Annotated in this window: 28 protein-coding genes; 14 read left to right on the forward strand and 14 right to left on the reverse strand. The window is 52.2% G+C overall.

The annotated features are described in order from the left end of the window. Positions 1 to 60: 60 nt before the first annotated feature. The 3 genes from asr to LZP96_RS00210 all read left to right on the forward strand — a co-directional run bounded on the left by asr (position 61) and on the right by LZP96_RS00210 (position 1473). Positions 61 to 375, forward strand: a complete 315-nt coding sequence (gene asr / locus LZP96_RS00205; RefSeq protein WP_064325947.1) for an acid resistance repetitive basic protein Asr — start codon at positions 61 to 63, stop codon at positions 373 to 375. Between the two features lie 91 nt (positions 376 to 466). Next, the gene (gene ydgU / locus LZP96_RS24165) at positions 467 to 550 is read left to right on the forward strand and encodes a small membrane protein YdgU (protein ID WP_087892597.1); all 84 of its coding nucleotides are present in this window, start codon (positions 467 to 469) and stop codon (positions 548 to 550) included. 101 nt (positions 551 to 651) lie between these two features. Next, positions 652 to 1473 (forward strand): trypsin-like serine peptidase, encoded by an 822-nt coding sequence (locus tag LZP96_RS00210; protein WP_258925593.1) that lies wholly within the window; start codon positions 652 to 654, stop codon positions 1471 to 1473. A 1-nt stretch (position 1474) separates the two neighbouring features. On the opposite strand, the gene LZP96_RS00215 is transcribed toward LZP96_RS00210, so the two are convergent. The 4 genes from LZP96_RS00215 to LZP96_RS24270 all read right to left on the reverse strand — a co-directional run bounded on the left by LZP96_RS00215 (position 1475) and on the right by LZP96_RS24270 (position 4655). Continuing rightward, the gene (locus LZP96_RS00215) at positions 1475 to 3637 is read right to left on the reverse strand and encodes a putative bifunctional diguanylate cyclase/phosphodiesterase (protein WP_258925594.1); all 2163 of its coding nucleotides are present in this window, start codon (positions 3635 to 3637) and stop codon (positions 1475 to 1477) included. Positions 3638 to 3719: 82 nt separating this feature from the next. After that, entirely contained in the window at positions 3720 to 4049 is a 330-nt protein-coding gene (gene mdtI, locus LZP96_RS00220; protein ID WP_258925595.1) for a multidrug/spermidine efflux SMR transporter subunit MdtI, read from the reverse strand. Further along, positions 4036 to 4398, reverse strand: a complete 363-nt coding sequence (gene mdtJ, locus LZP96_RS00225) for a multidrug/spermidine efflux SMR transporter subunit MdtJ (RefSeq protein ID WP_258925596.1) — start codon at positions 4396 to 4398, stop codon at positions 4036 to 4038. The genes mdtI and mdtJ overlap by 14 nt, the downstream gene beginning before the upstream one ends. A gap of 119 nt (positions 4399 to 4517) precedes the next feature. Then, the gene (locus LZP96_RS24270) at positions 4518 to 4655 is read right to left on the reverse strand and encodes a protein YdgV (protein WP_445297871.1); all 138 of its coding nucleotides are present in this window, start codon (positions 4653 to 4655) and stop codon (positions 4518 to 4520) included. 166 nt (positions 4656 to 4821) lie between these two features. Between LZP96_RS24270 and LZP96_RS00230 the strand changes: the two genes are divergently transcribed. Then, positions 4822 to 5856, forward strand: a complete 1035-nt coding sequence (locus tag LZP96_RS00230; protein WP_064325942.1) for an AI-2E family transporter — start codon at positions 4822 to 4824, stop codon at positions 5854 to 5856. Positions 5857 to 5940: 84 nt separating this feature from the next. On the opposite strand, the gene umuC is transcribed toward LZP96_RS00230, so the two are convergent. Next, complete coding sequence (umuC, locus tag LZP96_RS00235; protein ID WP_258925597.1) at positions 5941 to 7203, reverse strand: translesion error-prone DNA polymerase V subunit UmuC; 1263 nt, start codon at positions 7201 to 7203, stop codon at positions 5941 to 5943. Next, positions 7187 to 7621: a translesion error-prone DNA polymerase V autoproteolytic subunit gene (umuD, locus tag LZP96_RS00240; RefSeq protein ID WP_064325940.1), complete on the reverse strand. Its 435-nt coding sequence runs from the start codon at positions 7619 to 7621 to the stop codon at positions 7187 to 7189. Before umuD ends, umuC begins: the two co-directional genes overlap by 17 nt. 170 nt (positions 7622 to 7791) lie before the next feature. Here umuD and LZP96_RS00245 point away from each other — a divergent pair, with 170 nt between their 5' ends. Beyond that, positions 7792 to 8595, forward strand: a complete 804-nt coding sequence (locus LZP96_RS00245; protein ID WP_258925725.1) for a DMT family transporter — start codon at positions 7792 to 7794, stop codon at positions 8593 to 8595. A 170-nt stretch (positions 8596 to 8765) separates the two neighbouring features. After that, the gene (tcp, locus tag LZP96_RS00250) at positions 8766 to 10412 is read left to right on the forward strand and encodes a methyl-accepting chemotaxis citrate transducer (protein ID WP_258925598.1); all 1647 of its coding nucleotides are present in this window, start codon (positions 8766 to 8768) and stop codon (positions 10410 to 10412) included. Positions 10413 to 10499: 87 nt separating this feature from the next. Here tcp and smrA read toward each other — a convergent pair whose 3' ends face one another. From smrA to LZP96_RS24170, 4 genes are all read right to left on the reverse strand, one after another. After that, positions 10500 to 11063, reverse strand: a complete 564-nt coding sequence (smrA, locus tag LZP96_RS00255; RefSeq protein WP_258925599.1) for a DNA endonuclease SmrA — start codon at positions 11061 to 11063, stop codon at positions 10500 to 10502. Positions 11064 to 11429: 366 nt separating this feature from the next. Continuing rightward, complete coding sequence (locus LZP96_RS00260) at positions 11430 to 12941, reverse strand: glucosyltransferase domain-containing protein (protein WP_258925600.1); 1512 nt, start codon at positions 12939 to 12941, stop codon at positions 11430 to 11432. Further along, on the reverse strand, positions 12928 to 13869 hold the full coding sequence (locus tag LZP96_RS00265; RefSeq protein WP_258925726.1) for a glycosyltransferase family 2 protein: 942 nt from the start codon (positions 13867 to 13869) through the stop codon (positions 12928 to 12930). Before LZP96_RS00265 ends, LZP96_RS00260 begins: the two co-directional genes overlap by 14 nt. Positions 13870 to 13871: 2 nt before the next feature. Beyond that, a complete protein-coding gene (locus LZP96_RS24170) occupies positions 13872 to 14237 on the reverse strand; it encodes a GtrA family protein (RefSeq protein WP_157685355.1) in 366 nt (121 codons plus the stop codon). 174 nt (positions 14238 to 14411) lie between these two features. Here LZP96_RS24170 and ogt point away from each other — a divergent pair, with 174 nt between their 5' ends. The 3 genes from ogt (at position 14412) to uspE (ending at position 16952) form a co-directional block, all read left to right on the forward strand. Further along, positions 14412 to 14927: a methylated-DNA--[protein]-cysteine S-methyltransferase gene (ogt, locus tag LZP96_RS00270; RefSeq protein WP_258925601.1), complete on the forward strand. Its 516-nt coding sequence runs from the start codon at positions 14412 to 14414 to the stop codon at positions 14925 to 14927. Positions 14928 to 15110: 183 nt separating this feature from the next. After that, a complete protein-coding gene (fnr, locus tag LZP96_RS00275) occupies positions 15111 to 15863 on the forward strand; it encodes a fumarate/nitrate reduction transcriptional regulator Fnr (RefSeq protein WP_006174991.1) in 753 nt (250 codons plus the stop codon). A gap of 138 nt (positions 15864 to 16001) precedes the next feature. Continuing rightward, complete coding sequence (gene uspE, locus LZP96_RS00280; RefSeq protein ID WP_064325934.1) at positions 16002 to 16952, forward strand: universal stress protein UspE; 951 nt, start codon at positions 16002 to 16004, stop codon at positions 16950 to 16952. Between the two features lie 69 nt (positions 16953 to 17021). Here uspE and pntB read toward each other — a convergent pair whose 3' ends face one another. From pntB to LZP96_RS00295, 3 genes are read right to left on the reverse strand one after another with little or no spacing between them, the layout of a single operon-like run. Further along, entirely contained in the window at positions 17022 to 18410 is a 1389-nt protein-coding gene (pntB, locus tag LZP96_RS00285; RefSeq protein ID WP_064325933.1) for a Re/Si-specific NAD(P)(+) transhydrogenase subunit beta, read from the reverse strand. Between the two features lie 10 nt (positions 18411 to 18420). Next, positions 18421 to 19950 carry a Re/Si-specific NAD(P)(+) transhydrogenase subunit alpha gene (pntA, locus tag LZP96_RS00290; RefSeq protein WP_064325932.1) on the reverse strand — a complete coding sequence of 510 codons (1530 nt, stop codon included), beginning with the start codon at positions 19948 to 19950 and terminating at the stop codon, positions 18421 to 18423. 39 nt (positions 19951 to 19989) lie between these two features. Next, positions 19990 to 20235 (reverse strand): hypothetical protein, encoded by a 246-nt coding sequence (locus LZP96_RS00295; RefSeq protein ID WP_157685354.1) that lies wholly within the window; start codon positions 20233 to 20235, stop codon positions 19990 to 19992. Positions 20236 to 20487: 252 nt separating this feature from the next. Between LZP96_RS00295 and ydgH the strand changes: the two genes are divergently transcribed. The 3 genes from ydgH (at position 20488) to folM (ending at position 23759) form a co-directional block, all read left to right on the forward strand. Continuing rightward, complete coding sequence (ydgH, locus tag LZP96_RS00300) at positions 20488 to 21432, forward strand: DUF1471 family protein YdgH (RefSeq protein ID WP_258925603.1); 945 nt, start codon at positions 20488 to 20490, stop codon at positions 21430 to 21432. 184 nt (positions 21433 to 21616) lie between these two features. Next, complete coding sequence (locus LZP96_RS00305) at positions 21617 to 22999, forward strand: amino acid permease (protein ID WP_258925604.1); 1383 nt, start codon at positions 21617 to 21619, stop codon at positions 22997 to 22999. Between the two features lie 37 nt (positions 23000 to 23036). Beyond that, on the forward strand, positions 23037 to 23759 hold the full coding sequence (folM, locus tag LZP96_RS00310) for a dihydromonapterin reductase (RefSeq protein WP_258925727.1): 723 nt from the start codon (positions 23037 to 23039) through the stop codon (positions 23757 to 23759). Here folM and LZP96_RS00315 read toward each other — a convergent pair. Continuing rightward, positions 23756 to 24091 carry a GlpM family protein gene (locus LZP96_RS00315; RefSeq protein WP_258925605.1) on the reverse strand — a complete coding sequence of 112 codons (336 nt, stop codon included), beginning with the start codon at positions 24089 to 24091 and terminating at the stop codon, positions 23756 to 23758. The two genes, folM and LZP96_RS00315, sit on opposite strands and share 4 nt — an antisense overlap. A 127-nt stretch (positions 24092 to 24218) precedes the next feature. Here LZP96_RS00315 and rstA point away from each other — a divergent pair, with 127 nt between their 5' ends. Both rstA and rstB read left to right on the forward strand, forming a co-directional pair. Beyond that, on the forward strand, positions 24219 to 24935 hold the full coding sequence (gene rstA / locus LZP96_RS00320) for a two-component system response regulator RstA (RefSeq protein WP_064328113.1): 717 nt from the start codon (positions 24219 to 24221) through the stop codon (positions 24933 to 24935). Positions 24936 to 24951: 16 nt separating this feature from the next. Next, a complete protein-coding gene (gene rstB / locus LZP96_RS00325) occupies positions 24952 to 26253 on the forward strand; it encodes a two-component system sensor histidine kinase RstB (protein ID WP_258925613.1) in 1302 nt (433 codons plus the stop codon). Positions 26254 to 26255: the final 2 nt, after the last annotated feature.

A 26255-nucleotide genomic window follows, 5' to 3' on the forward strand; every position in this document is an offset into this window, starting at 1 on the left:
TAGTTCTTTCAACGGCCCCGCAGTGGGGTTAACTGAAAAACCAAATTCGAGGGTTTCACAATGAAAAAAGTATTAGCTCTGGTTGTTGCCGCTGCTATGGGTCTGTCTTCTGCTGCATTCGCTGCTGACATGACCGCAACCGCTACCCCTGCGCAAGCGCCAACTGCTGCTGCAACCACCAAAGCAGCACCTGCAAAAACTGTGCATCACAAAAAACACAAAAAAGCCGTTGAGCAAAAAGCCCAGGCTGCTAAGAAACATCATAAAAAAGCAGCAAAACCTGCTGTAGAGCAAAAAGCGCAGGCCGCTAAAAAGCACCACAAAAAAGCGGTAAAACACGACGCGGCTAAACCTGCTGCTCAGCCAGCGGCTTAAGCTTCAAGGTCATTCGTGCCCTAACGGGCAGGTGAGTAAACCGGCGCTGAACCCGACAAGGCTCAGCGCCGTAATGATATCCGGAGGGCGTATGCTGCGGCGCTATCGGTTTGAGTTCATTCTTATCATGCTTATTTTATGCGCGCTCATCGCCAGCCACTTTTATCTTTCCTGAATGTAGCACGCTGATTTTACTCCCACTTTCCCGTCGTCCCGTCTATAGTATTTTCATAGGGTTCACTTTTAATAATCATAATTACCCCATTTGAGTGAGATATGCGGAAAACTTTTGTGCTGTTACTGGGAACGTTATGCCTGATGTCGGGCTTTTCGCACGCGGATGATGGCGATGAAGATGCGATAACGCCTCCGGAGGTCAAAACCCTCTTCTTTGGTCATGACGACCGGACGCGTGTCTCCGATCCAACGCAAGCGCCCTGGGATGCTATCGGGCAACTGGAAACCGCCAGCGGTAATTTATGTACTGCAACGTTGATCTCCTCGCATCTGGCATTAACGGCCGGGCACTGTTTACTGATCCCCCCGAAAGGGAAACCGGACAGAGCGGTAGCGTTGCGCTTTATCTCGAAAAAAGGTCTGTGGCGTTATGAAATTCATGACGTTGAAGGCCGGGTAGATGCCTCGTTAGGTAAACACCTGAAGCCCGACGGTGACGGCTGGATTGTGCCACCCGGCGCGGCTGAATGGGATTTCGGGCTGATCATTTTGCGCAATCCCCCTTCCGGCATCACCCCGTTGCCGCTGTTCGATGGAGATAAAGCGGCATTAACCGCCGCGCTTAAAACGGTGGATCGTAAAGTAACGCAGTCAGGCTATCCGCTCGATCATCTGGACTCGCTTTATACGCACACCGACTGCATCGTCACCGGTTGGGCGCAAAATAACGTGTTGTCCCATCAATGCGACACGTTGCCCGGCGACAGTGGCTCACCGTTAATGCTCAACACCGGCAGCGGCTGGCAGTTAATCGGCGTGCAAAGCTCTGCACCTGCGGCAAAAGATCGCTATCGGGCCGATAACCGTGCACTTTCGGTGACCGGTTTTCGCGACAAGCTGGATGCCCTGGCGCAGCAGTAAATCAACACTGCCGTACCTGACGTACTGCCCTTAACGCCTCGACTGGCATCGGCTGGCTGAACCAGAAACCCTGCAACTGATCGCAGCCAGCCAGCCGTAACAGCTTCATCTGTTTTTCGTTTTCAACCCCTTCCGCTACCACGGTCATGCCCAGCGCGTTGGCAATACGTACGGTCCCGCTTACCAGTGCCGCAGCCTGTTCATCGTTATCCACCAGCCCTGCCAGTGATTTGTCGATTTTGATGGTGTCGAAGTTAAACTGACGCAGATAGCCAATACTGGAGTAACCGGTGCCAAAATCATCCAGCGCCATCGCTATACCCAGTGTTTTAAGGCTGGCAATGGCCACACGTGCGCGCTCCGGGTTTTCCAGAACGTAGGTTTCGGTCACCTCAAGCTGCAGCCGATTTGACGGGAATCGGGTCATCTCGATGACGTTCGCCACTTTCTCTTCAAATTCTGGATCGCGGAACTGTGCGGGAGAGATATTTACCGAGAGTTTTAAATCACTGAAAGGACCCAAATCCTGACAGGCGCGGCGCAGCACAAACTGCCCAAGCCCATATATCAGTCCGCTGGTCTCCGCAATGCTTATAAACGCATCCGGACGCAGTTCCCCCGCAGGACGGCGCGGCCAGCGAACCAGCGCTTCAACACTGGTCATCTTCTGACTGTGGGCATCTATAATGGGCTGATACCACACCTCGAACTCATTGCGTTCCAGTCCCGCGCGGATCTCATTTTCAATAGACAGGCGTTGCTCGCGCGCGCTGTTCAGCGCCGCATCATAAAGCGTGACTCGCCCTTTTCCGGTTATTTTTGAGTGGTACATAGCGATATCCGCCCGGCGAAAGAGTTCTGAGCTGGTACATTCAGTTAACCTGCCGGTGGCGATGCCAATGCTGGCGCTCATATAGAGAGTGCGTTCACCCAGACGGATGGGCGTGTTTAGTAAGGTCAAAACGTTGCCGGCGAACTCAGCCGCCAGGGCTTCGGAGCGATCGCCGCCGACGGTCATGGCGAACTCATCGCCCCCCATTCGAGCCAGCATGCCGCCCTGGGGTACGCGATCCCGCAACTCGCGGGCAATCAGAATGATCAACTCATCCCCTACGTCATGCCCGTAGATATCGTTCACGTCCTTAAAACCATCCAGATCGAGGAAGACCACGCTCTTAACATCGCTATCACCGCGCTGGCTGACGCTTTCCAGCTCCTCAATTAAAGCCCGGCGATTGGGTAAATGACTCAACCAGTCGGTTCTCGCCACCCTGCGGGCCAGACTTTCTCCCCGCGCAAGCTTGTAGAGCCCAATGCTGCTGACCAGGATGAACAGCAGGATTAAGCCTGCGGCCAAAACAACGATCCGGGTGAAATCACCGGACGCTGCACGCGCCGCCAGGGCCCCCGTCTGCCCGGGCGTCCAGTTAAGATAACCGACACGTTCATTACCTGCGCTTTTTAACGGGACGCTGGACTGAGTGATACGATCCTGGGTGTAGGTGAGGTTTTCAATCTGAAAGGTATTGCCGAGAGCGGTAAGAATTTGCGGATTGAGGTGACGCGTTATCACCAGATAGCGACGAACGCCGTCGCGGGCCTGCAGACGGCCAACCATAGGCCGAATCAGGCCGATTCCGATAAACGCTATCCCGCTGCGGGTGCGGGTGATGCCGGCATAAATCGTGTTTTCTGAGGCTAAACCCTCCGCGTGTTCACGGATCATCGCGTGCAGGCCAGCGCCAAAAAATGAGAGGTCTTTTTCTGTGAACGGTTTGCTGAAGGATGACCCCCACATGACATTAAAATGTTCATCCAGCACAAAGGTGCCGTCGTAGAGATTATTGATTTTAAACCCTGCACCCCAGGTGTTGTAGAGCCAGTCGGTATCCAGCTCGGGACGGTAAACTTCGCGTACGGCATCATCCCAGACGGCGTTATCAATCACTAAAGACCAGACGCGGTTTACCGACGTTTGAATGGCACCCTCTACGGACAATGCCGTCCGGTGTTCGTCAATTTCGTTGGTTTTACTGCTGATGAGGTGCAGCGAAAGGTAAAGTAGCGCGACAATAGAGACAATAAGGCCCAACCCCGCCATGAAAGTCATCACAAACAACGTTTTTGCGGTAGAAATATTGCGCCAGCTTAACGGGTTATACATTCGCCGCCCTCGGAAACACGCCTTTTCTAAGCGTAATACAGGCGACGGATTTCGCTGCCTGTAAATGCAGGCAGCGATCACATCAGGCCAGTTTAATCATCACCATACCGGCGATTAATAAGATCAGGCCTATCCAGCCCTTCGCGTTGAGTCGCTGTCCAAAGAGGATCCAGCCTGCCGCCAGCGTGGCTGCGATACCGAAACCGCCCCACAGTGCATAGGCCACGGACAGATCGATCCCTTTTACTGCCTGCGATAGCGCACTGAACGCGCCCAGCACCGCAGCAATGGACATCAACCCATAGCTTTTGCGCTTAAAACCATCAGAAAATTTCAGGAAAACGTTGGCGACAATTTCCAGTACAATTGCCAGAGCCAGCCACGCCGCATGAACCCACTCAAATTGTTGCATGAGTCTGCTCCTTCTGTTTTTTCGACGGTTTGCGCGTGCCTGATTTGATCAGCACAATCCCCGCCACCAGCGTGGTCAGTCCGGCAATTTTCATTGTTGATAAAGTTTCATCAAATATCAGTACGCTAAAAAGCGTAATCAACAGAATACCGATCCCTTCCCATAACGCATACGCCACGCCAAGGGCGATTTTTTTAATCGCAAACGACAGGAAAATATACGAGAGGGAAATCATCACCAGCATTAAAATAAACCCGGTACTGCCATCACTCATACTTGCCCATTTCATGGACAACGTACCCGTAATTTCAGCAACGATCGCCAGGCCTAACAGGATCCAGTAAAACATGTTTTTTCTCCTGCATGAGAATATGATCTACAGCAGCTTGCCGATAGCGACAAACTCCAGAAAAAAGATATAAAATCAGATAGCTAAGCGCGATGCGCCAGCTCAGGCAGAAGACGGGACTACAGTGCGTTGCGCCAGTGTTGCTCACCTGACAGCAGGAAGAAGGAGGTAGAGATATCAGCGAAGTTTTTTGAAACGTACGTCCTGAACCGATTGTCCATAATATTACAATTATCCGCGGTATTGCTTCTCGTCATTGCGGATGAAAATTGTCCTCAGTAGTTAAACACGGCTGATTTGTATCATAAGCTTAGTTTAAACTCAAAGGATTTTCAATTCTTTACCCAGCCTGTTTGACTTACGTTAGTATATTGTCCGCCCTTTGCATCTATTATAAATAAAAGGACAAATGCAGGAACACCCATGGCCAAACCTATTATTACCCTGAACGGATTAAAAATTGTCATTATGCTGGGAATGCTGGTGATTATCCTTACGGGGATCCGCTTTGCGGCGGATATTATCGTGCCGTTTATACTGGCCCTGTTCATCGCCGTGATTCTGAACCCGCTGGTACAGCGTCTGGTGCGGCTGCGCGTTCCCCGGGTGCTGGCGATTACCCTGCTCATCACGGTGATCATCATGGCGATGGTGTTGCTGATGGCCTATCTTGGCACCTCACTCAACGAACTGGCCCGTACCCTGCCGCAGTATCGTTCATCGCTGGTCATTCCTTTGCAACAAATCGAACCCTGGTTGCAGCGGGCGGGCATTGAAGTCTCGGTTGAAGAGTTACTCAAATACATCGACCCTAACGCCGCGATGGGGCTGGTCACCAGTATTCTGTCGCAACTCTCTAACGCCATGACCTCCATTTTTTTACTGTTGCTGACGGTGGTCTTTATGCTGTTCGAGGTGCCTCAGTTACCCGCTAAGCTGCAGCATATTATGAGCCGTCCGGCTGAAGGGATGGGCGCGATACAACGCGCGCTCGATAGCGTTTCTCGCTACCTGGTGCTGAAAACGGCTATCAGCATTGTGACCGGGCTGGTGGCCTGGGGCATGCTCGCGGCACTGGATGTGCGCTTCGCCTTTGTCTGGGGGTTGCTGGCTTTTGCCCTCAACTATATCCCCAACATTGGCTCCGTTTTGGCGGCCATTCCGCCTATCGCGCAGGTGCTGGTATTCGGCGGACTGTACGACGCGTTAATCGTCCTGGCCGGTTACCTGGTCATTAATTTGGTCTTTGGCAATATTGTTGAACCGCGCATGATGGGACGAGGCCTGGGACTGTCGACGCTGGTGGTATTTTTGTCACTGATCTTCTGGGGGTGGCTGTTAGGCCCGGTGGGAATGCTGCTCTCCGTGCCGCTGACGATAATCGTTAAAATTGCCCTGGAACAAACGGCTGGCGGGAAAACCCTCGCCGTCTTACTGAGCGACATGAATCATCGATAAGCAGAAAGCGGCGTACTTAATCTGCCCGCTGCTTGCCTGTAAGCAGGGCCTGCCGCTCGTTTCCGTTAGCACCCGGGATACGGTCTATTTTGCTATCGGAAAATCGGCGTAACGCGTGGTGTATCCCGGTGAGAGCATTTCCCGCTTCATCGCCCAGCTTTTTTGCGCCCCCTGCCCGGCAAACCAGATGGTTCCCCGCCCGGAACCATTTAGTTTGTCGACAACGTCCATCAGCGCCTGGCTGTTGGCGTACGGCTGATGTTCCTCAAACAGATTAAGCTGCGCCTCGCCCTCCCCGAAAAAATCACTCAGCATGACGCCTGCTTTCATGTAGCGAAAGCCATCGCGCCAGATCCTGTCCAGCGCCTGGGTTGCGACACGAAGGATGTCGCGCGTGTCATCAGACGGAACGGCCAGTCGACCGCTGGCCTGCGGACCATAGAAAATGTCATCCCCCGCATGCGGGCTGGTGCGTAAAAAGACGCTGATTGCACAGCAGTACTGGTGCTCGGCCCGGAGCTTTTCCGCCGCACGCTCGGCATAGGCACAGACCGCCTGATGCATATCTGCATACTGCGTGATCCGATGGCCGAAGGAGCGGCTACAGATGATTTGCTGTTTGGTCGGGATTAACTCGTCGACTTCCAGACAAGACTCTCCACGCAGTTCGCGGACCGTGCGCTCCATCACGACGTTAAACTCTTTGCGTATCACCCAGGTAGAACAGTCTGCCAGCTGCTGCGCCGTTTCAATGCCCATGAGCCTGAGTCTTTTGGCAATCCGCCGCCCAACGCCCCAGACCTCTTCGACGGGCACCCGGGGAAGCAATTTACGCTGGCGTTTGCTCTGTGATAGATCGACAACGCCGCCGGTTTGCGACCATTTTTTTGCCGCGTAATTGGCTGCTTTAGCCAGCGTTTTCGTCGGAGCAATCCCCACGCCGACCGTCAGGCCGGTAATTTTTTTAACCCGTTCACGCATCTGCCGCCCAAAGCTTTCCAGCGGCATGAGGTTTGCGATACCCGAGAGATCCACGAAAGCCTCATCAATGGAATAGACTTCGATTGCCGGGGCCATCTCTTCCAGCGTCGCCATGACCCGATGGCTGAGATCGGCATACAGGGCATAATTCGAACTGAAGACCGCCACATCCTGACGCCGCAGATCGTGCTTGATCTTGAACCAGGGCGCGCCCATCTTAATGCCCAACGCTTTTGCTTCTGCGGAGCGGGAAATAATGCAGCCGTCATTATTCGAGACCACGACCACCGGTTTACCCTGCAAATCGGGCCGGAAAACCGTCTCACAGGAGGTGTAAAAGCTATTAACATCAACCAGCGCGAACATGAAGATGACTTTTTAAGCTATGAGTAACCACGCCAAAGATTTGTACCTCTTCGTCTGGCTGAAAGGTAATGGGCTGGTATTGCGGGTTGTGCGGCACCAGCGCCAGGAAAGGGACCGTTTGCAGCTCTTTTACGGTAAATTCTCCGTCCACAGCCGCCACCACGATGTTGCCGTGCCCCGCCGTTAACGCGCGATCGACAACCAGTAAGTCACCCTCGCCAATCCCGACGCCGATCATGGAATCGCCGCTGACTTTGACAAAGTAAGTTGCATTGGGGTGCGTCACCACCAGCTTGTTTAGATCTATGCGATCCTCGACATAATCCTGCGCTGGGCTGGGGAAGCCACAGGCCACACGCTCAAGAAAAAGCGGTAACGCCATGATATTGCCGGATGCATATGCGTAAAGCGCGCTCATAATTGCCTGCCACATCGTTAACTGTATTTATATACAGTATTATGTTTTTTGCCCTCAGATCAAGCCGCGTGTGTTTTAATTGAATGAACGTCTTGATGACATTCAGAATTTAAGCCGGAGATGCTGTGTCCGTTAATCGCTCCTCACTCGCTGTGAAAATTTGCCTGGCGATGGTGGCCTTTGCCGCGAACTCCGTTTTATGCCGCCTCGCCCTTAAGGGCGCGCATATTGAACCGGTTTTGTTCAGCACGCTTCGGCTGCTCAGCGGCGCGGCGGTGTTGTTACCGCTGCTTTTAAAAAAGCGGACGCAGGCAACGCGCCGCTGGAAACTGAGCGAGGCATTTTTTCTGGCACTGTACGCGCTGTTTTTCTCCGTTGCGTACATCAGCCTGGACGCAGGGACCGGTGCCCTTTTACTTTTTGGCGTCGTGCAAATCACGATGGTCATGGCCGGGTTACTGCGCGGCGAAAGACTTAACCTCACCAGAAGCTGTGGGCTGATCGTGGCGATCGCTGGCATCGCCCTACTCCTGCTGCCTGCCGTGGTCGCGCCGCCTCTGAAGAGCGCGCTGTTGATGGGCATTGCGGGCGCGGCATGGGCGGCCTATTCGCTGTCCGGCAGATCTTCAACGGATCCGGGGATGTCTACCGCCGCCAACTTTTTACTGGCGGTTCCCTTTGCCGTGGTTGCTCTGTTCGTTTCGGGATCGGACCTGCACTATGACTATCACGGTATCGTTCTGGCCGTCATGTCTGGGGCACTCGCTTCGGCAGGCGCTTATGTGCTGTGGTATGCCATCATGCCTGAAATAGACGCCGTGACCGCCAGTACGGTGCAGCTCAGTGTCCCCTGCCTGGCGACGCTCGCCGGGGTACTGTTTTTAGGCGAAACGCTGACGCTGAGAATGTTCTTTTCAATGCTCGCTGTGCTGGCAGGAATCTGGCTGGTGGTGCGTAAAAAGGCACGAATCTAATCGCGTCAACAGCTTAGCGTCACACGAGGATCGGGACGCGCTGCTTTTCTCTCATTCGTATAAAGATTCGACAAAAACAAATCGATTAGTTAAGCGATAGTACATTAAAGTTTAGGGCGGCTACGTCGATAGTAATGATGCAACTCCTGCAAACATAATGGACGTCCGTCATGCTGAAAAATCTGCACGTAGTTACCGGGATCATATTTGCACTGGTCTTGTTCTGTCTGCTGCAAGCCCTTACGGGAGGCTTGTTCTATTCGGCCGTTAACAACGATCGTCATAATTTCCAGAATACCGGTAGCCTCAACGCTCAACAGGAAAATCTGAGTGATAGCGTGAACACGCTGGTCAAAACGCGCGTCACCATCACGCGGGTAGCAATACGTTTTCTTAAGAACCAACGCGATCCGGCCGCTCTGGCGGGGATCAATAAACTCCTTGGCCAGGCCGATCAATCACTGAGTAAAGCCGAAGCCTATTACAGCGCCTGGGAAGCCATGCCGCCGGTTAAAGGACAAGATTCCGCATTAACCGCTGAAATGAAAAAAGCCTACGGCGATATGCACAACGTCATGCGCCTGTCGATTGAGTATTTGCGTGCCGATAACTATCAGGCCTATGGCGATCTTGATGCACAGCAGGCGCAGGATGCCATGGAGAGCGTCTATAACCGCTGGCGTGCAGAAAATAACACCCTTTCTAAAGCCGCAGCCATTGAGAATCAAAACAGTTTCATCCATATGCAATGGACGCTGGGTACCATTTTCCTGGTGGTGATCGCCACGTTGATTGTGATCTGGTACGGTCTGCAGAATTTGCTCCTGAAACCGCTTCGTAGCGTGATGAACCATATTCGCACCATCACTCAGGGCGATCTGACCCACACCCTCGCCATCAACAGCCGCAACGAAATGGGCCAACTGGCTGCCGGTTTGCATGAGATGCAGCACTCGCTGGTCAAAACCGTCAGCGTCGTACGCGGGAGTACGGATTCCATCTACACTGGCGCCGGTGAGATTGCAGCGGGGAGTAACGATCTCTCTGCGCGCACGGAACAACAGGCTGCCTCGCTGGAAGAAACCGCCACAAGCATGGAAGAGCTGACGGCAACGGTAAAACAAAACTCCGACAATGCCCGTCAGGCCACGCTGCTGGCGAAAAATGCCTCGGATACGGCAGCGCGCGGCGGGCGCGTGGTGGATAACGTCGTGCGCACGATGACCGAGATCGCCGACAGTTCTCAGCAAATTGCCCACATCACCAGCGTTATCGACAGCATCGCCTTCCAGACCAATATTCTGGCCCTGAACGCGGCAGTAGAAGCGGCTCGTGCGGGTGAGCAAGGGCGTGGATTTGCCGTCGTCGCCGGTGAAGTTCGCACCCTGGCCAGTCGCAGCGCGCAAGCGGCTAAAGAGATCAAAGCCCTGATTGAAAATTCGGTCAACCGCGTGAATACCGGTTCCGATCAGGTTAGCGAAGCCGGTGATACCATGAAGGAGATCGTCGCGGCAGTGACACGGGTCACCGACATTATGGGTGAAATTGCCTCTGCCTCCGACGAGCAAAGTCGCGGTATAGAGCAGATCAGCCTGGCCGTTTCGCAGATGGATAGCGTCACGCAGCAAAACGCGGCGCTGGTGCAGGAATCAGCCACAGCTGCCGCCGCTCTGGAAGATCAGGCAGAACAGTTGCGTCAGGCTGTCGCGGCATTTCGTCTTAATGCACAGCCTTCCGTCGAGACACCACGCGCCGCGCCGGTTAAAGCGGTAAAAGTGCTGCAGCCAGCAACCGAAGGGAACTGGGAAACGTTCTGAATACCTGTTCACGCAAAAGGCGAGCGGACAACAACCCTCGCCTGTTTTATCGCCGTCAATTTCCTGGCAGCGATGCTCCAGGGGTGACTAACGACTGCGCTTGGCATGCCGTTCCCGGTTTTCCAGCCGGGCTTCATCCGATTTACGCAGAGCCACATAGCACGCCCCGCTTCCACCATGATGGGGAAGCGCAACACAGAAGGCCTGAACCGCGTCCAGCTCTGTTAGCCAGCGCGCCAGGTAGCTGCGAACAATATTGGGATGGGCGTTATCATCGCGACCTTTCCCGTGAATGATAATCAGGTTGCGCAAACCGTCCTGCTGGGCATGGTGGATAAACGCAAACAGCTTTTGCCGGCACTGCTCTGCTGGCTGACGCAACAGATTAAGGCTGGCCTGGCGTGGGTATTTGCCACTGCGGAGTTTATCAAACACGCCGTGCTGCACGCCCTCTCGCTGAAAGGCCAGCGGCTCGGCGAGCGGAATGATTTCAAGGAAGCCCAGCGTGAGGAAATTGTCGAGTTGCAGGGTATCCATGGCTTGCCGCGTGCGTGTATTACGCACTGACTGCCAGTGAACGTCGGCTGACTGTCTCAGAGGCTGGACATCTTCCATGGCGTCAAGAAAAAGCGATTTGTCGTCTGGTTTCATGGAAATTCTCCGGCTACATCTGAAAGCTTACTATACCCGGGCTAAGCATGGGGCTCAACGGCGTCCGCACAACCACGGGTGCTCAACAGCGAAATAATAACGTGGGAACATGCGTAAAATAATGGTCTGGCAAACTTAAATGACGCTTAAGTTAAATTTACCAGAAATTAAAAGTCAGGATTTATCTTAAGGATTCGTGAAATCAATCACTCTCAATAGTTTTATTTTTTCAGTAAAGATGCTATAAATAAGGATACCTGCTACAAGGAAATAATAAGTGGGCATGCAAGAAGATCGACTGCTGTGTGTACTGTAGAGCCTGACGATGTCGGCAGGCTCTATTTTTTTTCAGAATATATCAAATACTCACTTCACGGGATCACACGCTGTTTTACCAAAATCAACATAGCGTCTATCGCCTTTTCCGTACATAATAAATTCCTGCATCACTAATTTGTCGGGCCACTGACAAAAGTCTCGGCTTCCATCGCCGAAGCTAAATGCTACTTCGCGATTATACAACTGCGTTTGCCGGGTTGCCCAAATTGAGGTACTCAGCATATAAGTGTTATGAAGCACATATTTTGCAAAAGGGAAATTGTTACGCACATTCCTTGCCTGCCGTAACCAGATTTTATTTTTTGCATTATAAGGTGGGATATAGGTTATCGATGCCGGCAGTACGTCATGCATGGGATAAGTCAGGATCACATTCAGCAACCTGTCTTCATAATTGTATTGCGCACGAATTGCGTTAGTAATCGCAGCATTTAATGCGGCCATTAAGGTGAAAAAGACTATCCAGGATATACAGACGGTTTTAAAGAAGGCTGAGCGCAGATAGATAAGGGGGTATAACCAAACCAGCATGACAAACTGATTTCCCGCCATCGTTCTTCCTGCATATACCGGATCACGTAACAGAGACTGGGGCAACAACGCAACAAGTAAGGTGAAAACGCCTATAATCACATGTGCCAGGATAACCAGCCAGATGTTACGCCCCGACATCTTCGCCTGCATTGCCACCCCTGTTAGAGCCAGAAAAATGAGCCCAATGAGAACGATTCCCGCAACACCATAGAATGGTGAGAAGTATACATCTATGAGATACCCCATGCGGGTAACGACCTGCGCCGGTAAAACAAGGCTGATTGACAGCAACTTACTATGAATTAATGCGTAATCCCGTAGTGGAAGTAACATGAGAGCAGCTTTGTAAGTTATAAAACTCGTCACAAGGGAAACAATTACGCGTCCATAGTAGTTCTGCACATCATCGCTTATTTTCCCTTCCTCAAGCCATATTTTAAGAAGAATAAGGATTATGATTATAAAAGGTGAAACCAGGAATAACTGGTAAAAGCAGAGCGAAATAAAATAGCTAATAAAGAAAAATATACAACTCTTATTGTTTCTTTGGCTTAAAAAAGGAAGCACCGTAAGAAGTAATGCGGCCCCCATGGTCACAGAATCAAAACTGTACTGGATACAGTGAATAAACCACGGTGAAAAAACCACCGATAATGCAAGCAGAAAGCCCATCCATGAAACATGTTCAATCACTTTGCGGTAGATTATCCACGCAGTTGCTGCCAGAGAAAGTGCGCTCAGTAATTTAGTCACAGGAGCAATATCGACTGCCAAAACATCCTTTGCGCGCCCTATCCATCCTGAGAGTAAACGAATCACTATTTCTGCCGCAGGACGACCGCTATCAGCATATTCACCCCATCCAGAATTGTCATACAAGCCAAAACCAATCGCATTGCGGCCGATATCATCATTGAAATAATAAGTCTGCGTAAGTTCAGGCAGAAAATAAGCGACTGCACAAATTACAAACAACCAAAATAAAACAACGTTATTCTTCAACATCTTGCTGTCCTTTGCATCCATTCTTCAGGATATAGCGCGGTCTTCCTTTGACCTCGATGAAAATTCTGCCGATGTACTCACCCAGCACACCTATGCTTATCAACTGCACACCCCCAATAAAAAGAATAGCCACCATTAAAGAGGGATAACCGGGAACATCATTTCCCCAGACAATTTTGTCGATGACCATCCAGATGGCATAAAAAAGAGAAATCGATGCGATAACAAACCCAAGATAAGTCCAGAGTTGTAATGGGAATATCGAAAATGACGTTATGCCCTCTATTGCCAGCTTCCATAACTTCCAGCCGTTGAATTTACTTTTACCCGCCTTACGGTTCTCACGCGTATATTCAACGATGGCAGTTTTGCCGCCTACCCAGGAAAGCAAACCTTTCATAAAGAGCGTTCTTTCGGGTAATTCAAGAAGATGATCCACCGTCTGGCGTGACAGAAGCCTGAAATCCCCCACGTTTTCTACAATGCCCGGCGAACTTATTTTATTGTGTGCCCGATAAAACCACTCTGCGGTTTTACGTTTGAGCCAGGTGTCACATCGCCTGTCGATTCGCTGAGCAAGGACGGTCTCATAGCCCTCCTGCCAGCGGGCAATCAGCAACGGCACCACGTGGAGAGGATCCTGCAGGTCGACATCAATGGGGATAACCGCCTCACCCGTTGCCGTCTTAAGGCCCGCAAGGAGCGCAGGCTCCTTACCGAAATTGCGGCTGAATTCAACGACTTTTATCTGAGCCGATGCGTAATGCTCGCGATGAATAGCCTGCACGGTATCATCGGTGCTGCCATCGTCTACAAACACCAGCTCCATCTGATAGTCCTGCAAACGCGTTTCATTGCGAAGCGCTGCAAAAAAATGCGGAATCGCCTGTTCTTCATTAAAAACAGGTATCACAAGAGAAATTAACATATTCAATCCGTGAATATTATATAGCGTGAAAGCAAAAACCCGACGACCATGCTTATCGCCGAAAAAATTAATAACGTGAAAATAGCCGGTAGCCCGACCAGATCTGCCGTTCTCCCTGTCCCCCAGGCCAGACACGCCATAAAGGAGATGAATGACAGATATTTCAGGGCGGATTTTCGCTTGCGGAAGGTCCATGTCGCGTTGACGACGAAACTAAAGGTCGCCGCAACAATAAAGGCGATGACATTGGCCATACTTTGCGGAAAGGAAAACAAAATGTAGAAAAGAAGAAATATAAGCGCATGAATGGCGGTATTAGCAACACCTACAAATATAAATCTTATGAATAGAACCAGCGATTCACACACGTAAATAGTATCCAGTGACAATATCAGGCTATTTTAACGAGTGAATATTTGAAAGTAATCCCTGTACGTCTAAATATAATCCGAAAGATTTACTACGTTAATTCTAATGTATCCTCTTGATTATGACCTCGTTTGCGGACAATATTTAGTTTCTCTTAATCTCAGGTGAATCTGATGTTAACACTTTTGCAGGAACTCATTCCGACGCCGCTCGGCCCCCTCTGGATCATGTGCGATGAGCAGAACCAGCTGCGCGCGGTGGAATGGCAAGAGCATAGCGACCGTATGGAACAACTGCTGAACGTTCATTATCGGGTTGGAGGATTTCAGCGGGTTGATACCGTTAATCCCGGTGGATTCAGTGAAAAGCTTTCCGCCTACTTTGAAGGGGACTTAGCCATTATTGATACCCTTCCCACCGCGACGGCTGGCACGTCTTTCCAGCGCGAAGTGTGGCAAGCCTTGCGCACCATCCCCTGCGGGCAGGTCATGCATTATGGTCAGCTCGCTGAAAAGCTGGGACGTGCTGGCGCTGCCCGCGCCGTCGGTGCCGCGAACGGATCAAATCCGGTCAGTATTGTTGTCCCCTGCCACCGTGTCATAGGACGAAACGGCACAATGACCGGCTACGCGGGCGGTGTACAGCGTAAAGAGTGGCTGTTGCGTCATGAAGGCTATCTTCTGCTGTAGATTCCAGGCTTTTTGTGCTTAATTTTCTACCTCTTAGGTCACTTTTCCACACATAAACTGTGGAATTTCAAGAAGATGAAAGCACATTGTCTTCTCTTGTCCTCATTGATGGTTTCCCAGGCTTACGCCCGAACCAAAAAGATGTTAAAATTGACCAATATCAATTAAGGCTTGAGTAGACTTATGATCCCGGAAAAGAGAATTATACGACGTATTCAGTCTGGCGGTTGCGCTATCCATTGTCAGGATTGCAGCATCAGTCAGCTCTGCATCCCGTTTACTCTGAATGAGCATGAACTCGATCAGCTTGATAATATCATCGAGCGTAAAAAGCCTATTCAGAAAGGACAGACGTTGTTTAAAGCGGGAGATGAGCTTAAGTCTCTCTACGCTATCCGTTCTGGCACCATTAAAAGCTATACCATCACCGAACAGGGTGATGAGCAGATTACTGGCTTCCATCTTGCAGGCGATCTGGTCGGCTTTGACGCTATCGGTACGGGCCATCACCCGAGCTTTGCTCAGGCGCTCGAAACCTCTATGGTTTGCGAAATCCCGTTTGAGACGCTGGACGATCTGTCAGGCAAAATGCCTAACCTGCGTCAACAGATGATGCGCCTGATGAGCGGCGAGATTAAAGGCGATCAGGACATGATTCTTCTGCTTTCTAAAAAGAATGCCGAAGAGCGTCTGGCCGCCTTTATTTATAACCTCTCGCGCCGCTTTGCCGAGCGTGGTTTCTCCCCGCGTGAGTTCCGCCTGACCATGACGCGTGGCGACATTGGCAACTACCTGGGCCTGACCGTAGAGACGATCAGCCGTCTGCTGGGTCGTTTCCAGAAAAGCGGCATGCTGGCCGTTAAAGGCAAATATATCACCATCGAAAACGGTGAAGCGCTGGCGGTTCTCGCCGGACACGCGCGTAACGTAGCCTGATCCCTTTAAACGAGCCTCACCAGATCAATAAATTTTCATGATTTATTGATCTGGTAAAAACTTCTCCCCTGTTTCATTCAAGATATATAGGTTACTCTTTTACTTACAGACTGTGGTGACAGTAGTAAGGAGACCTGTATGGCAAAGTATCAAAATATGCTGGTGGCCATCGATCCTAATCAGGACGATCAACCTGCATTACGTCGAGCCGTGTATTTACATCAACGGATTGGTGGCAAAATCAAAGCGTTTCTGCCGATCTATGACTTCTCATACGAAATGACCACCCTTCTGTCGCCTGACGAACGCACCGCCATGCGTCAGGGAGTGATCAGCCAGCGTACCGCATGGATCCGTGAGCAGGCTAAATTTTATCTTGATGCGGGTGTGCCCATCGAAATCAAGGTGGTCTGGCATAACCGTCCCTTCGAAGCCATCATTCAGGAAGTTATCGCCGGCGGCCATGACCTGCTCCTGAAAATGGCCCATCAGCACGACAAACTGGAAGCCGTGATCTTCACCCCGACAGACTGGCATTTGCTGCGTAAATGCCCGTGTCCGGTATGGATGGTGAAAGATCAACCGTGGCCGGAAGGCGGCAAAGCGCTGGTTGCCGTTAATCTTGCCAGCGAAGAGGATTATCACAATGCTCTGAATGAAAAGCTGGTGAAGGAGACCATCCAGCTTGCTGAGCAGGTTAACCATACGGAAGTGCACCTCATTGGCGCCTACCCGGTCACGCCGATTAATATTGCCATCGAGCTGCCGGAATTTGATCCCAGCGTTTACAACGATGCCATTCGCGGACAACATCTGCTGGCCATGAAGTCACTGCGTCAGAAATTCGGTATCGATGAGAAGATGACGCACGTTGAGAAAGGATTGCCTGAAGAGGTGATCCCAGACCTGTCAGAGCATCTACAGGCCGGGATTGTGGTCCTCGGTACGGTAGGCCGCACAGGTATTTCTGCTGCCTTCCTTGGGAATACCGCCGAGCAGGTCATTGACCATCTTCGCTGCGATCTGCTGGTGATAAAACCCGATCAGTACCAGACGCCGGTTGAACTGGACGACGCGGAAGACGATTAAGTCGCGCTGCCCTCGCCCATAAAAAAGCCGCCAGTGATGGCGGCTTTTTTTTACGTCTGAATAAGACGTTTACAACGCTTTCAGAATCGCATCCACGCTGGCTTTGGCATCACCAAAGAGCATGTGGGTGTTTTCTTTGAAGAACAGGGGGTTCTGTACGCCAGCATAACCGGTATTCATTGAGCGTTTAAATACGATCACGTTCTGCGCCTTCCACACTTCCAGAACCGGCATCCCGGCAATCGGGCTGCCTGGGTCGTCCTGTGCTGCCGGGTTGACGGTATCGTTCGCACCGATGACCAGAACGGTGTCGGTATCGGAGAAATCGTCATTGATCTCATCCATTTCCAGAACGACATCGTATGGCACTTTGGCTTCTGCCAGCAGGACGTTCATATGTCCTGGCAGGCGGCCCGCGACCGGGTGAATACCGAAACGGACCTTGATGCCACGCGCACGCAGTCGTTCGGTGATTTCTGCCACCGGATATTGTGCCTGCGCCACCGCCATTCCATAGCCTGGGGTGATGATGACGGTGTGCGAGTTTTTCAGCATCTCTGCCGTCTCTTCCGCACTGATTTCACGATGCTCACCCACTTCTTCTTCGCCGCTGGAAGCAGAGCCATCGGTACCAAAACCGCCTGCAATAACGCTAAAGAAGGAGCGGTTCATTGCCTTACACATGATGTAGGACAGAATCGCGCCTGAAGAGCCCACCAGTGCCCCGGTGACAATCAGCAGATCGTTGCTCAACATAAAACCTGCGGCCGCCGCTGCCCACCCTGAGTAAGAGTTCAGCATCGAAACCACCACCGGCATGTCTGCGCCACCAATGGAGGCCACCAGATGCCAGCCAAATGCCAGCGCAATGATGGTCATGACCAGCAGCGCCAGCACCTGCAGACCCACGCTCTCGGTGCGGACAAAGACGAGCAGGAGCAGGAAGGAGACCACCAGCGCCGCCAGGTTCATTTTGTGACGGTTAGGCAGCATCAGCGGCTTAGACGAAATTTTGCCGCGCAGTTTACCAAACGCCACGATAGAGCCCGTGAACGTTACCGCACCAATGAAGATCCCGAGGAACACTTCCGTCAAATGGATATTGACCAGGATCGGCTCCAGCCCCGGCTCGTGGTAAAGGTAACTGTTAAAGCCCACCAGTACGGCCGCCAGGCCAACAAAGCTGTGCAGAATGGCTACCAGCTCTGGCATTTCGGTCATTTCAACGCGTTTCGCCAGACGGATACCAATTGCGCCACCGATGATCATCGCCACCAGGATCCAGGCAACGTTGCCGGTGTCAGGGCCGAAGATGGTTGCCAGCAAGGCAATCGCCATACCGGCGATGCCGAAGTTATTTCCACGTTGTGAGGTTTCGTGTTTAGAAAGCCCCGCCAGACTACAAATAAACAGGATCGCGGCAACAATGTATGCAGCTGTAACTAATCCTCCAGACATATGCTACCCCTTAGCCCTTACGAAACATTTTCAGCATGCGCTGAGTCACGGTGAAACCACCGAAAATATTGATACTGGCAATAAGCACCGCGATAAAACTGAGGAAGCTAATCCAGCCGCCGTGACCAATCTGCAGTAATGCCCCCACGACGATGATCCCCGAAATCGCATTTGTTACCGACATCAGCGGCGTATGCAGTGCATGCGACACGTTCCACACCACGTAGTAACCCACTACGCAGGAGAGCGCAAAGACGGTGAAGTGACCAAGAAACTCTTTTGGTGCTACGTCAGCCAGCCAGCCGAAGAGGATAATCACCAGCGCCATGAGGGCGTATTTGCGCCATGGCGAAACCGGTTCTGCCGGCTCTTTAGGTGCAGGCGCAACTTTTGCCGCTGCCTGAGGCTGAGCAGAAACCTGAATCGGCGGTGCAGGCCAGGTGATTTCGCCATCACGGATAACCGTCACCCCGCGAACCACCACATCATCAAAGTCGACAACAACGTTGCCGTCTTTCTCTTTGCACAGCAGTTTCAGCAAGTTAACAAGGTTTGTGCCGTACAGCTGAGAAGACTGGGTTGGCAGACGCCCCGGCAAATCGGTGTAGCCAATGACTTTCACACCGTTTGAGGTGGTCATCACTTCATTCGGCACGGTGTATTCGCAGTTGCCGCCGTTCTGCGAGGCCAGGTCAACAATGACGCTACCCGGCTTCATGGAATCAACCATTTCACGGGTGATCAGTTTTGGCGCAGGTTTACCGGGAATCAGCGCGGTGGTGACAATGATGTCTACCTCTTTTGCCTGGGCGGCAAAAAGCGCCATTTCAGCTTTGATGAACGCTTCAGACATGACTTTCGCGTAACCATCCCCGCTGCCCGCTTCTTCTTTGAAGTCCAGCTCAAGGAACTCGGCGCCCATACTCTGGACCTGCTCTTTCACCTCCGGACGGGTATCGAAGGCGCGTACGATGGCACCCAGGCTGTTCGCCGCACCAATGGCCGCCAGACCCGCAACGCCCGCGCCAATCACCATCACTTTCGCAGGAGGAACCTTACCCGCTGCGGTAATCTGGCCGGTAAAGAAACGACCAAACTGGTGTGCGGCTTCGACAATCGCGCGATAACCCGCAATGTTGGCCATTGAGCTCAGCGCATCCAGAGACTGAGCACGCGAAATGCGCGGCACGGAGTCCATCGCCATCACGGTTACGCCACGCGCCGCCAGCTTTTCCATCAGCTCTGCGTTTTGTGCCGGCCAGATAAAGCTCACCAGCGTCGTGCCTGGATTCAGAAGTGCAATTTCATCCTCTTGCGGCGCGTTCACTTTTAGTATGATCGGCGATTGCCAGACGTCAGATTCGCTCACGACCTCTGCCCCAGCCTGAATAAATGCTTCGTCATCGAAGCTGGCCAGCTTGCCTGCGCCGCTTTCAACCGCGACGGTAAAACCCAGTTTAAGCAGCTGCTCTACCGTTTTCGGCGTTGCAGCTACGCGGGTTTCATTGGCTAACCGTTCTTTAGGTACCCCAATACGCATAGTTTTCCCTTCCATCGGTTCTTATTGATGGTTTGTCGATCATTGCCCGCGGTTGACATACTCTTCGCCAAAGCGATCGGCCTGGCTAAAGAATGAACCACGAAAAAATAAAACAGTAACAAACTTTCTATAACCTACTGAAAATAGCGCCTGTGATCTACCGCAAGGAAACACTATTTCTGACTTTATCTGTGAAAAATAAGTGATCGCCGTCTCTGACAGAGATATTTGCCTTAAATTCGTCGCCAGGCCCGATGATTCGCTTAAGCGAAGCGGTAAAAACATGATTTAGCGCCATATAAGAACAACTCATTAACATTAAATTAACTTGTGAAAGTCATATGAATAATCAGTTTTACTGTTCAAACCGCTGTTTCCACAACATATCACTAAATGTTATCTAATAAGATCCTGCCCTGAGCACAGGCTGTGAAAAATGCCGCAGACAGCAGCGGGTTTTAAATGCCATAATCGGCAACGTTTTTAATTTAACAACAACACCAGTACCTGGTTTGCGTTTGGCGAAGGATCATTTTTATGAAGCTTAAGAACACTCTTCTGGCGACCGCGCTTCTGTCTGCGACCGCCCTGTCTGCTCATGCCGCAACAGAGTTAACGCCGGAGCAAGCGGCAGCGGTTAAACCTTACGACCGCGCCATCATTGTGGGTCGTTTCAACGCGATCAGTGACACCGTCGCCGCCGCATCTAAACAGGCTGATAAAGCAGGCGCTGATTCGTTCTACGTTGTCGATTCCTCTGATTACGGTAACAGCGGCAATCAGCGTGTGATTGTTGCCCTGTACAAAAACGACGCTCAAAAAGCAGACGCGCCGAAAAACCGCGTAATTAATGGCGTCATGGAACTGCCAAAAGACCAGGCCATTGCCCTGGAACCGTTTGATACTGTCACCATTCAGGGTTTCTACCGCAGCCAGCCAGAAGTTAACGAGGCCATCACCAAAGCCGCAAAAGCCAAAGGCGCAGCGTCTTTCTATATTGTGCGTCAGATTGATGCCAACCAGGGTGGCAACCAGCGAATTACCGCTTTCATTTACAAAGCGGATGCCAAGAAACGCGTTCTGCAAAGCCCGGATGTGATCCCGGCGGATTCTGAAGCGGGCCGTGCTGCTCTCGCTGCGGGCGGTGCTGCTGCGAAGAACGTTGAAATTCCAGGCGTAGCGACGACTGCAACGCCAAGCGCTGAAGTAGGCCGCTTCTTCGAAACGCAGACAACCAAAGGCGGCCGTTACACTGTCACGCTGCCGGACGGAACGAAGATCGAAGAACTGAACAAAACCACCGCAGCGCAAATGGTGCCATTCGACAGCATCAAGTTCACCGGTAACTACGGCAATATGACTGAAGTGTCTTATCAGGTCGCGAAGCGTGCGGCGAAAAAAGGCGCGAAGTACTACCACATTACCCGCCAGTGGCAGGAACGTGGTAACAACGTCACCATCAGTGCCGACCTCTATAAGTAAAAAACGCATACTATCAGGCGGCGCAAGCCGCCTTTTTTTTTAAGTTTTAACTGAATTTCTGCCACACATCATTGCATGCCTTCACGACACTCCGTAAAATTCCGCGCCTTAGTGTGATCCACCATTTTTATGCGCCACTGCGAAATAATTATTCTGGATTCTGACGTTTCATAACAGGAAGCCAATGGAAAAGAAACTTGGCCTGAGCGCTTTAACTGCGCTCGTTTTAAGCTCCATGCTGGGTGCAGGTGTATTCAGTTTGCCGCAGAATATGGCGATGGTCGCCAGTCCGGCCGCCCTGCTCATCGGCTGGGGGATCACCGGGGTGGGTATTCTGCTGCTGGCCTTTGCCATGCTGCTGCTTACGCGTATTCGTCCCGACCTGGATGGCGGTATATTCACCTATGCACGAGAAGGGTTTGGCGAGCTGATTGGTTTTTGCTCGGCCTGGGGCTACTGGCTCTGCGCGGTGATTGCCAACGTCTCCTATCTGGTGATCGTTTTTTCTGCATTAAGTTTCTTCACGGACACCCCGGAACTTCGCCTGTTCGGCGATGGTAATACCTGGCAGTCTATCGTTGGCGCGTCGGTACTGCTGTGGATTGTTCACTGGCTGGTATTACGCGGCGTGCAGACGGCAGCCAGTATCAACCTGGTGGCCACGCTGGCGAAACTGGTGCCGCTGGGCTTGTTTATCGTGCTGGCGTTTATTGCCTTCCGTCTTGACGTCTTCAGCCTGGATTTTACCGGTGTGGCGCTGGGCGTACCGGTCTGGGAGCAGGTAAAAAATACCATGCTTATCACCCTGTGGGTGTTTATCGGGGTTGAAGGGGCCGTGGTGGTTTCAGCCCGGGCACGAAACAAACGTGATGTCGGCCGTGCGACGCTGCTGGCCGTCCTGGCGGCGCTCAGCGTCTATCTCCTGGTCACGTTGCTCTCCCTGGGCGTGGTGGCCCGCCCGGAGCTGGCCGAAATGCGTAATCCCTCGATGGCAGGGTTAATGGTCAGGATGATGGGTTCCTGGGGGGACGTCGTAATTGCCGCAGGGCTTATCGTCTCTGTGTGCGGCGCCTATTTAAGCTGGACGATTATGGCGGCGGAAGTCCCTTTCCTGGCGGCGACCCACAAAGCGTTTCCACGTCTCTTCGCCCGGCAGAACAGCAATAGCGCCCCTTCGGCCTCGCTGTGGCTGACCAATATCAGCGTGCAGGTGTGCCTGGTGCTGATCTGGCTCACAGGTTCAGACTATAACACCCTGTTGACCATCGCCTCGGAGATGATTCTGGTACCCTATTTCCTGGTGGGCGCCTATTTGTTAAAAATCGCCACCCGTCCGGTGCATTACGTGGTCGGCACAGGGGCTTGTCTCTACGGCGTTTGGTTATTATATGCCTCAGGCCCGATGCATTTATTGCTTTCCGTCGTGCTGTATGCGCCAGGTCTGTTAGTCTTTATCTATGCTCGCCGCACGCATCAGCTTTCGACGGCCCTGAAGCGTCGTGAAATGGTGTTGATTGGTCTGTTGCTGGTCGCCGCCGTACCGGCTACGTGGATGTTGATGGGATAGTGCATTTTTCCCATTATAAAAATAACAGGAGAATATGATGGGAAGCGCGCCGCAGCGTCCAGTGTTGATTACCGGAGGAGGCCGTCGTATTGGCCTCGCCCTCGCCCACCACTTTTTGAATATCCGCCAGCCGGTCATTGTGAGCTATCGCAACGACTATCCTTCTATTGAGGGATTACGTCAGGCGGGTGCCATCTGCATCCAGGCTGATTTTTCCACCGATGAAGGGATTCTTGCCTTCGCTGAACAGGTGAAATCCACCACCCGCGGCCTGCGCGCTATTGTGCATAATGCCAGCGCCTGGCTACCGGAAAAACCCGGCACGTCGCTGAGCGATACGCTTTCCTGTATGCTGCAAATCCACGTGCATGCGCCGTATCTGCTTAATCACGCTTTGCAGGATTTGCTCTGCGGTCATGGTCATGCGGCCAGCGATATTATTCACTTTACGGATTATGTTGTTGAACGCGGAAGTGATAAGCATATCGCCTATGCTGCCAGCAAAGCGGCGCTGGATAATATGACGCGCTCCTTCGCCCGTAAACTCGCCCCTGAAGTCAAAGTCAATGCTATCGCGCCGTCGTTGATTTTATTCAATGAAGAAGACGATGCACTGTACCGTCAGAAAGCGCTGAATAAATCATTGATGAAAATCGCCCCGGGCGAAAAAGAGATCATCGACCTTATCGACTACCTGTTAACCAGCTGCTACGTCACGGGCCGATCCTTTGGCGTCGACGGGGGCCGTCCGCTCAATTAATGGAAACGACTCCAGAAATAGATTAATACCCAGGCGCTGAGGCTCCAGCAGACGACTGCCCCACCCAGCGCCAGCGGTAAACGCATCATCCCCGTGAAGTACCACAGCGACAGTAAATAGACAAAATAGGGAATGATGGACCACATGCCAAAAACGATCGTGTTTCTCAGCGCCTCGATACCCCGCTCCGAAGCCACGATATAATGCGCAATAAGCGCAAACGTCGGGAAAAGCGGGATCAGCCCGGCGATATAGTAGTTCTTTGTTTTCGCCAGCAGCCCAATCAGCACGACGACCAGCGCGCCCAACGCCGCTTTTATCAAAAGCCCCATCTTTTTCCCTTAACAATCAAATAACAATACAGGGCAGAATAACGGAACTCAGGTTAATTATGAAAGATTAATGGAAGGTTAAGGTTACGCGGTGTATGTTGGCATTTTTCGCGAACACAGACGTTGTATGAATAAGATCGTTTTTGTTGAGGACGAGCCAGAAGTCGGCCAGTTGATCGCCGCTTATCTGGGAAAACACGACATGGATGTTGTCGTAGAACCCCGCGGTGACAGGGGTGAAGAGGTTGTGCTGCGTGAGAAGCCCGACCTGGTATTACTGGATATTATGTTGCCTGGTAAAGACGGTATGACGCTCTGCCGCGACCTTCGGGCAAAATGGGAAGGTCCTATCGTTCTGCTGACCTCGCTCGACAGCGACATGAACCATATTCTGTCACTGGAGATGGGGGCAAACGATTATATTCTTAAAACAACCCCACCGGCCGTGCTGCTGGCGCGCCTGCGTCTGCACCTGCGCCAGCATGCTGCGTCAGGCAGCGAAACGTCACCCGTGAGCTTAACGCCGCACAAAGCCATGCGCTTTGGCACGCTTTCCATCGACCCGGTTAATCGCCAGGTCCTGCTTGCCGGCGCAGAAGTGGCGCTTTCTACCGCTGATTTCGATCTGTTGTGGGAGCTGGCGACGCATGCCGGACAAATCATGGACCGCGATGCGTTGCTCAAAAACCTGCGTGGCGTGAGCTACGACGGCATGGATCGCAGCGTGGACGTTGCCATTTCTCGTTTGCGTAAAAAGCTGCTGGATAACGCCACCGAACCGTTCCGCATAAAAACCGTGCGCAATAAAGGCTATCTTTTTGCTCCGCACGCCTGGGAAACCTGATCCTCCGGAAATCTCCATGAAGAAGCTGTTTGTGCAGTTTTATCTTTTGCTGTTTGTCTGCTTTCTGGTGATGACGCTGCTGGTTGGGCTGGTGTATAAATTCACCGCAGAGCGCGCCGGCAGGCAATCGCTGGACGATCTGATGAAAAGTTCGCTGTACCTGATGCGCAGTGAATTAAGAGAGATCCCGCCCCATGACTGGGCGCGTACGCTGAAAGAGATGGATCTAAATCTCTCTTTTAACATGCGCATAGAACCGCTCAAGAAATATACGCTTGATGGCCCCACGACGCAGCGCCTGCGCGATGGAGACATCGTGGCGCTGGACGATCAATATACGTTCATCCAGCGCATTCCCCGCAGCCACTATGTGCTGGCCGTGGGTCCCGTTCCGTATCTCTATTTCTTACATCAAATGCGGCTGCTGGATATGGCGCTGCTGGCATTTATTGCCATTTCCCTCGCCTTCCCCGTGTTTATCTGGATGCGTCCGCACTGGCAGGATATGTTACGCCTGGAGTCTGCGGCACAACGTTTTGGCGAAGGCCGGTTCACCGAGCGTATCCATTTTGAAAGCGGCTCAAGCTTTGAGCGTCTTGGCGTGGCCTTTAACCAGATGGCCGATAACATCAATGCGCTAATTGCGAGTAAAAAACAGCTTATTGACGGTATCGCCCATGAACTTCGCACCCCGCTTGTCCGGCTGCGATACCGGCTTGCGATGAGCGATAACCTGACGGAAAGTGAATCTCAGGCCCTCAACCGGGATATCGGGCAGCTTGAAGGGTTAATTCAGGAACTGCTCACTTACGCCCGTCTTGACCGACCGCAAAACGAGCTTCAGCTGAGCACGCCCGACCTTCCCGCCTGGCTGCGCAGCCATATTGAGGACGTGCAGAACGTCAATCCGCAGCGTCAGTTACAGCTGTCATGTCCGCCTCAGGGCGATTACGGTGCCATTGATATGCGGCTGATGGAGCGGGTGCTGGATAACCTTATTAATAATGCCCTGCGCTACAGCGAGAAAACGCTACGCGTGAGCCTGGCGGCCGAAGAGAGCCAGGCCAGGCTCACGGTAGAAGATGACGGGCCGGGTATCGCTGCGGATGAGCGGGATAAGATCTTTGAGCCTTTTGTACGGCTCGATCCCAGCCGCGACCGCGCCACAGGGGGCTGTGGTCTGGGACTGGCGATTGTGCACTCTATTGCTCAGGCGATGGGCGGCCAGGTGAGCTGCGAAACGAGCGATCTTGGCGGCGCGAAATTCACGTTTTGCTGGCCGATTGATCACCTTGTGGCCTTGCCCGAAACGACCTGAAT

The organism is Huaxiibacter chinensis (assembly GCF_022171985.1).
Taxonomy (GTDB): Bacteria; Pseudomonadota; Gammaproteobacteria; order Enterobacterales; family Enterobacteriaceae; genus Enterobacter; species Enterobacter chinensis_A.

Excerpts from the sequence above, each read along its gene's own strand:
- LZP96_RS00230 (WP_064325942.1), top strand. The coding sequence starts at position 4,822 with ATGGCCAAACCTATTATTACCCTGAACGGATTAAAAATTGTCATTATG.
- LZP96_RS00260 (WP_258925600.1), bottom strand. The coding sequence starts at position 12,941 with ATGTTGAAGAATAACGTTGTTTTATTTTGGTTGTTTGTAATTTGTGCA.
- LZP96_RS00265 (WP_258925726.1), bottom strand. The coding sequence starts at position 13,869 with ATGTTAATTTCTCTTGTGATACCTGTTTTTAATGAAGAACAGGCGATT.
- asr (WP_064325947.1), top strand. The coding sequence starts at position 61 with ATGAAAAAAGTATTAGCTCTGGTTGTTGCCGCTGCTATGGGTCTGTCT.
- umuC (WP_258925597.1), bottom strand. The coding sequence starts at position 7,203 with ATGTTCGCGCTGGTTGATGTTAATAGCTTTTACACCTCCTGTGAGACG.
- ogt (WP_258925601.1), top strand. The coding sequence starts at position 14,412 with ATGTTAACACTTTTGCAGGAACTCATTCCGACGCCGCTCGGCCCCCTC.
- uspE (WP_064325934.1), top strand. The coding sequence starts at position 16,002 with ATGGCAAAGTATCAAAATATGCTGGTGGCCATCGATCCTAATCAGGAC.
- LZP96_RS00295 (WP_157685354.1), bottom strand. The coding sequence starts at position 20,235 with ATGTTTTTACCGCTTCGCTTAAGCGAATCATCGGGCCTGGCGACGAAT.
- rstA (WP_064328113.1), top strand. The coding sequence starts at position 24,219 with ATGAATAAGATCGTTTTTGTTGAGGACGAGCCAGAAGTCGGCCAGTTG.
- ydgH (WP_258925603.1), top strand. The coding sequence starts at position 20,488 with ATGAAGCTTAAGAACACTCTTCTGGCGACCGCGCTTCTGTCTGCGACC.
- pntB (WP_064325933.1), bottom strand. The coding sequence starts at position 18,410 with ATGTCTGGAGGATTAGTTACAGCTGCATACATTGTTGCCGCGATCCTG.
- folM (WP_258925727.1), top strand. The coding sequence starts at position 23,037 with ATGGGAAGCGCGCCGCAGCGTCCAGTGTTGATTACCGGAGGAGGCCGT.
- LZP96_RS00215 (WP_258925594.1), bottom strand. The coding sequence starts at position 3,637 with ATGTATAACCCGTTAAGCTGGCGCAATATTTCTACCGCAAAAACGTTG.
- mdtI (WP_258925595.1), bottom strand. The coding sequence starts at position 4,049 with ATGCAACAATTTGAGTGGGTTCATGCGGCGTGGCTGGCTCTGGCAATT.
- tcp (WP_258925598.1), top strand. The coding sequence starts at position 8,766 with ATGCTGAAAAATCTGCACGTAGTTACCGGGATCATATTTGCACTGGTC.
- LZP96_RS00305 (WP_258925604.1), top strand. The coding sequence starts at position 21,617 with ATGGAAAAGAAACTTGGCCTGAGCGCTTTAACTGCGCTCGTTTTAAGC.
- ydgU (WP_087892597.1), top strand. The coding sequence starts at position 467 with ATGCTGCGGCGCTATCGGTTTGAGTTCATTCTTATCATGCTTATTTTA.
- rstB (WP_258925613.1), top strand. The coding sequence starts at position 24,952 with ATGAAGAAGCTGTTTGTGCAGTTTTATCTTTTGCTGTTTGTCTGCTTT.
- pntA (WP_064325932.1), bottom strand. The coding sequence starts at position 19,950 with ATGCGTATTGGGGTACCTAAAGAACGGTTAGCCAATGAAACCCGCGTA.
- LZP96_RS00315 (WP_258925605.1), bottom strand. The coding sequence starts at position 24,091 with ATGGGGCTTTTGATAAAAGCGGCGTTGGGCGCGCTGGTCGTCGTGCTG.
- LZP96_RS00245 (WP_258925725.1), top strand. The coding sequence starts at position 7,792 with ATGGTGGCCTTTGCCGCGAACTCCGTTTTATGCCGCCTCGCCCTTAAG.
- umuD (WP_064325940.1), bottom strand. The coding sequence starts at position 7,621 with ATGAGCGCGCTTTACGCATATGCATCCGGCAATATCATGGCGTTACCG.
- fnr (WP_006174991.1), top strand. The coding sequence starts at position 15,111 with ATGATCCCGGAAAAGAGAATTATACGACGTATTCAGTCTGGCGGTTGC.
- mdtJ (WP_258925596.1), bottom strand. The coding sequence starts at position 4,398 with ATGTTTTACTGGATCCTGTTAGGCCTGGCGATCGTTGCTGAAATTACG.
- LZP96_RS00210 (WP_258925593.1), top strand. The coding sequence starts at position 652 with ATGCGGAAAACTTTTGTGCTGTTACTGGGAACGTTATGCCTGATGTCG.
- LZP96_RS24270 (WP_445297871.1), bottom strand. The coding sequence starts at position 4,655 with ATGACGAGAAGCAATACCGCGGATAATTGTAATATTATGGACAATCGG.
- smrA (WP_258925599.1), bottom strand. The coding sequence starts at position 11,063 with ATGAAACCAGACGACAAATCGCTTTTTCTTGACGCCATGGAAGATGTC.